A 4,778-nucleotide genomic window follows, 5' to 3' on the forward strand; every position below is an offset into this window, starting at 1 on the left:
GACCATGATCATGGCGATCACCATGATCCCCAGGAAGTAGACCAGGCTCCAGGCCAGGATCGTCCCTGGCCGTTCGCGCGTGATCCGGAAGCCTTCCAGCGCCGACTCGCTCGGCGAAAACTTGGTCATGTCTGTCCTCTGGCCGCCCATCTGAAAAACCAAACGAGTCGGTCACCCCTTTGGCTGCGATCTTTGCGGTTGCGGCCCTTGCGCCGCAAGGCCTCGCTCGCGATCCGTCGCAATCGTTGCTACTTAGCCACGCATGAGCACCAAGATTGACCCAGTCCATGTGATCGGCGGCGGCCTGGCCGGTTCGGAAGCCGCCTGGCAGATCGCCCAGGCCGGCGTGCCGGTGATCCTGCACGAGATGCGCCCCGTACGCGGCACCGACGCCCACCACACCGACGGCCTGGCCGAGTTGGTCTGTTCGAACTCGTTCCGGGCCGACGACTGGACCTCCAACGCCGTGGGCCTCTTGCACGCCGAGATGCGGCGGCTGGACTCCATCATCATGTCCTGCGGCGACGCCCATCAGGTGCCGGCCGGCGGAGCCCTGGCCGTCGACCGGGACGGCTTCTCCCAGGCGGTCACCGCGCGCCTGGAGGCTCACCCCAACGTCACCATCGCGCGCGAGGAGATCGCGGGCCTGCCGCCGGCCGAGTGGGACAGCGTGATCGTGGCCACCGGCCCCCTCACCTCGCCCGCCCTTTCGGAGGCGATCCTGACGCTCACCGGCGAGGGCGAGCTGTCGTTTTTCGACGCTATCGCCCCCATCGTGAACTTCGAGTCCATCGACATGGGCGTCGCCTGGCGCCAGTCGCGCTACGACAAGGAGGGTCCCGGCGGCGACGCCGCAGCCTACATCAACTGCCCCTTGGACAAGGCCCAGTACGAGGCCTTCATCGACGCCCTGCTTGAAGGGCCGAAAGCTGAGTTCAAGGAGTGGGAGAACGTCCCCTATTTCGACGGCTGCCTGCCCATCGAGGTGATGGCCGAGCGCGGCCGCGAGACCCTGCGCCACGGCCCGATGAAGCCGGTGGGCCTGACCAACGAGCACAATCCGCAGGAGAAGGCCTACGCCATCGTCCAACTTCGCCAGGACAACGCCTTGGGCACGCTGTGGAACATGGTGGGCTTCCAGACCAAGCTCAAGCACGGCGCGCAGAGCGACATCTTCCGCACCATCCCGGGCCTGGAGAAGGCGGTGTTCGCCCGCCTCGGCGGCCTGCACCGCAACACCTTCCTCAACAGCCCCAAGCTGCTGGACGCCCAACTTCGGTTGAAGCTGCAGCCGCGACTGCGGTTCGCCGGCCAAGTGACGGGCGTCGAAGGCTATGTGGAGAGCGCGGCCATGGGCCTGCTGGCCGGACGCCTGGCCGCCGCGGAACGCCTGGGCGCGCCCATCGAGGCCCCGCCGGCCACGACCGCGCTCGGAGCCCTGGTGGGCCACATCACCGGCGGGCACCTGGAAGGTGGCAAGGGCTCCTTCCAGCCGATGAACATCAACTACGGCCTTCTGCCGCCCGTCGACGGGATCGCCAAGCGCGATGAGGCGGGCCGCCGGTTGGGCGCCAAGGAGAAGAGCCGCGGCAAGAAGCTGGCGGTGGGCGAGCGCGCCCTGGCCGACCTGGAGACCTGGGTCACGGGCAAAGCCAAGATCGCCGCCGAATAGGTTCAGACCTTGCCGCGCGCCACGGCCAGGAACAGGCGCAGGCGGGCTTCCAGTTCCGAGGGCTTGCGGCCCTTGGCGCGGATCCGGGCCAGGGTCGCCTGCGCGATCGCCGGGAAGGCCGCCACCGACAGGCCGCCCGCATCCTTCAGGGCCCGGTCCAGGATCGGCGCGACATCGGGACCCGCCAGCCCCGCCGTGCCGATCAATCGCCCGATGGCCCAGGCGCGGCCGCCTGCGAGAGCCTTGGTCTCATCGGCCTTCGGGTCAAGCATCCGCGCGGCGAGGATCGCGACGTTCCCCGCCGTGCCGTCGGCCCATTCGAGAGCCTCCCCCAACTTCATCGGCTCGGCGCTGAGTTCGCGGTAACGGGCGTCGATCATCGCCTCAAGGCGAGGTCTCAGCAGCCCGTGACGTCCGATGGCGGTCGCCAGCGCCAGGGCCGTCGGATGCTTGCGCACCACGCGTGCCTCGAACACCTCGTCCAGCACCTCGTTCCACCAGGTCAGGCGGATCTCGCCCATCAGCGGGTTGGAGGCGACGCGGGGCGCGCGGGCCAGTTCGTGGTCGAAGGCGTAGAGGGCGATGATGTCGGCTCGGACTTCGGCGTCGGCGATGAACCGGCTGGACAACCAGCGGTCGGGATCAACGCGGCCCACCAAGGCGTCGAGGTCGTTCGGATCGTGGGCGTCGTCTTCGGACATGATGCTCGCAAAAAGCAAAAGGCCCGCCGGTTGGGGCGGGCCTTCCGATTGTACCTCGTCCTCGGGATTAGCCGAAGATGGTCTGGCTCATGGTCATGGTGACCAGCATCGGGATCGACAGCAGCGTGTTGGTCCGCGAGAACAGCATCGCGGTGCGACCGGCCTTGGCCTTGGCGTCGGCGTCGCCCTCCACGAGGCCGAGCGCGATCTTCTGGTTCGGCCAGATGAACGCCCAGACGTTGATGAACATCACCGTGGCGAGCCACATGCCCATGCCGATGAAGATGTGTCCGACATTGGCGAAACCTTCGGTCGCGCCGAGGCTGAACGCTTCCACCAGATATCCGCGATTGAGGGCCAGGATCACGCCGGCCACCCAGGTGAGGAGCGCCGACCAACGGAACCAGAACAGCGCCTCGGGGGCGATGAACTTGGAGATCGCCGGCTTCAGCTCGGCCGGAATCTTGGCCATCTGCGGGATCTGGACGAAGTTGAAGTAGTACAGCAGGCCGATCCACATGATGCCGCAGAGGACGTGGATGAAGCGGAACAGCCCCTGGAAGAAGATGGCGTCGGCCGAGCCGTAGTGGCTGAAGTAGCCGGCGATGATGATCAACGCGAGCACGCAGCTCACGATGATGGTGTTGCGGAGATTTGCGAGAAGTCCAGCCATAGGTATGCCTCTACGATTCCTGCCCTGACCGTCAGCTATACGCAGTTTCAAGCGGGGCTGCTAGTTGCCCGACACGCTCTCCACGGCGCCGAAGATCGCCTCCAGCCGAAGAGAGACTTCCCGTGGCAGGATCGGGGCGTTGATGGCCGCGATATTGGCCTTCAGGTGCTCGACGCTGCCGGTGCCGGTCAGGATCACATGGGCGCCGGGCTCGTGGCGGCAGAACCGATAGGCGGCCTCGACCTCCGAGGCGATCTCAGGGTGCTCGCGCAGGAACTTCAGCGGATCGGCCGGATCAACCGCGCCCGCCGCCACTTCCCCGCTGGCCAGCAGCTTCTCCACGGTGTCGCGCAGGACGTCGGGATGGCTCAGCGCACGGCGCACCGCGAACATGATCAAGGTCCCGATGTCGTTCGCCTGGGTTGCGGGGAACACTCTGCGCCGCGCTGAGGCGTTCAGCAGGTTGAAGCCGACCATGGCCACGTCGAACCTGGCCTCCGGCATGGCGCGAGACAGCATGGCGTGACGCGTGTCGGCGCCGAAGGCCTCGGTGATGCCGATGTGCCTGATCTTGCCGGCGGCCTGCTGGCGTTTGAGCTCGGGCAGCAGGGTTTCGACGCAGGCGTCGTAGTGGGCCAGCGTCACCCCATGCAGGTTGAAGAGATCGACATGGTCGGTCCCCAGCCGCCTGAGGCTGCCCTCCAGGCTCTCGGTCAGGGCCTGCGGTGTGATCAGCTCGCCGTCCCGGCCCGGCCCGCCGCCAGTGGGGCTGGCCTTGGTGGAGATGAACACTTCGCCCCGCCGGCCCTTCACGCCCAGGCCCACAGCCTCCTCGGTGCCGTATAGCCGGGCGGTGTCGATGAAGGTGATCCCAAGGTCGATGGCCGCGCTGACCACGCGGGACGCCTCTTCCGTGCTGGCGCCGCGCGTCATACCCAGGCGGGAATGACCGCCGCACCCCAGGCCGGCGGCGCTGACCACGGCCTTGGTTCGGCCGAGACGGACGGTTTGCATGGGCAGGCTCCTCGAAAGAGGAGCTTAGATCGCGATCAGGGCGGCGGCGAGCCTGCGGCCTTCGGCGGTGAGCACATTGTACATCCGCGCCGCGGTGGGGGTGTCCATGAACTCCAGGCCAATGCCGGCCGCAGACAGCGCCTCGCGAAGCACCTTGGGCGGCAGGGCGTTGGTCGCCCCCATCCCCAAGAGCACAAACTCCACCTCACGCACGCCGACCCCCAACACCGGCGACAGACTTTCGGGCGTGAGCTCGGCGACACGGGTCACCGGCCATGCCTGAGCCTCGTCCTGAACGATCAGCACAGAGCCTTCGTGCCGCACGCCCGACAGCCGGAATCCACCGTCGCCATAGGCGTCGATGGAGGGCGCGTCGCGGGCCATGGCGCTAGCTCCGCGCGTTGGCCGGCTTCAAGGGCTCGGCCGGTTCGTCGCCGCGCTTCACGCCCCAAAGCAGGATCACAGGCGCGGCCACGTAGATGGACGAATAGGTGCCGATGATGATGCCGAAGATCATGATCAGGGAGAAGGCGAACAGGGTCGGCCCGCCGAACACCGCCAGCCCCCCGAGCGCCAGGACGGCCGTCAGGCCGGTGATGACGGTGCGGGAAAGCGTTTCATTGATCGACAGGTCGATGACCTCGCCCAGCGGCATCGACTTGTACTTGCGCAGGTTCTCCCGCAGGCGGTCGAAGACCACCACGGTGTCGTTCATCGA

Annotated in this window: 5 protein-coding genes and 1 pseudogene; 1 reads left to right on the forward strand and 5 read right to left on the reverse strand. The window is 67.2% G+C overall.

The window, feature by feature from the left end; translation table 11 throughout:
- Nucleotides 1–262 precede the first annotated feature (262 nt).
- The gene (trmFO, locus tag AAC997_RS14225) at nucleotides 263–1,672 is read left to right on the forward strand and encodes a methylenetetrahydrofolate--tRNA-(uracil(54)-C(5))-methyltransferase (FADH(2)-oxidizing) TrmFO (protein ID WP_340646358.1); all 1,410 of its coding nucleotides are present in this window, start codon (nucleotides 263–265) and stop codon (nucleotides 1,670–1,672) included.
- Between the two features lie 2 nt (nucleotides 1,673–1,674).
- On the opposite strand, the gene AAC997_RS14230 is transcribed toward trmFO, so the two are convergent.
- From AAC997_RS14230 to AAC997_RS14250, 5 genes and pseudogenes are all read right to left on the reverse strand, one after another.
- Nucleotides 1,675–2,373: a squalene/phytoene synthase family protein gene (locus AAC997_RS14230; protein ID WP_340646359.1), complete on the reverse strand. Its 699-nt coding sequence runs from the start codon at nucleotides 2,371–2,373 to the stop codon at nucleotides 1,675–1,677.
- Between the two features lie 67 nt (nucleotides 2,374–2,440).
- A complete protein-coding gene (locus tag AAC997_RS14235) occupies nucleotides 2,441–3,046 on the reverse strand; it encodes a urate hydroxylase PuuD (RefSeq protein ID WP_340646360.1) in 606 nt (201 codons plus the stop codon).
- 60 nt (nucleotides 3,047–3,106) lie between these two features.
- Nucleotides 3,107–4,060: an aldo/keto reductase gene (locus tag AAC997_RS14240; protein ID WP_340646361.1), complete on the reverse strand. Its 954-nt coding sequence runs from the start codon at nucleotides 4,058–4,060 to the stop codon at nucleotides 3,107–3,109.
- A 24-nt stretch (nucleotides 4,061–4,084) separates the two neighbouring features.
- Nucleotides 4,085–4,444, reverse strand: a complete 360-nt coding sequence (locus AAC997_RS14245; RefSeq protein ID WP_340646362.1) for an Mth938-like domain-containing protein — start codon at nucleotides 4,442–4,444, stop codon at nucleotides 4,085–4,087.
- Between the two features lie 4 nt (nucleotides 4,445–4,448).
- Nucleotides 4,449–4,778 (reverse strand): annotated as a pseudogene (locus AAC997_RS14250) (protein translocase subunit SecF); the annotation flags it as partial.

The sequence above is a fragment of the Phenylobacterium sp. genome, assembly GCF_037968635.1.
In the GTDB taxonomy this organism is placed as follows: domain Bacteria; phylum Pseudomonadota; class Alphaproteobacteria; order Caulobacterales; family Caulobacteraceae; genus Phenylobacterium.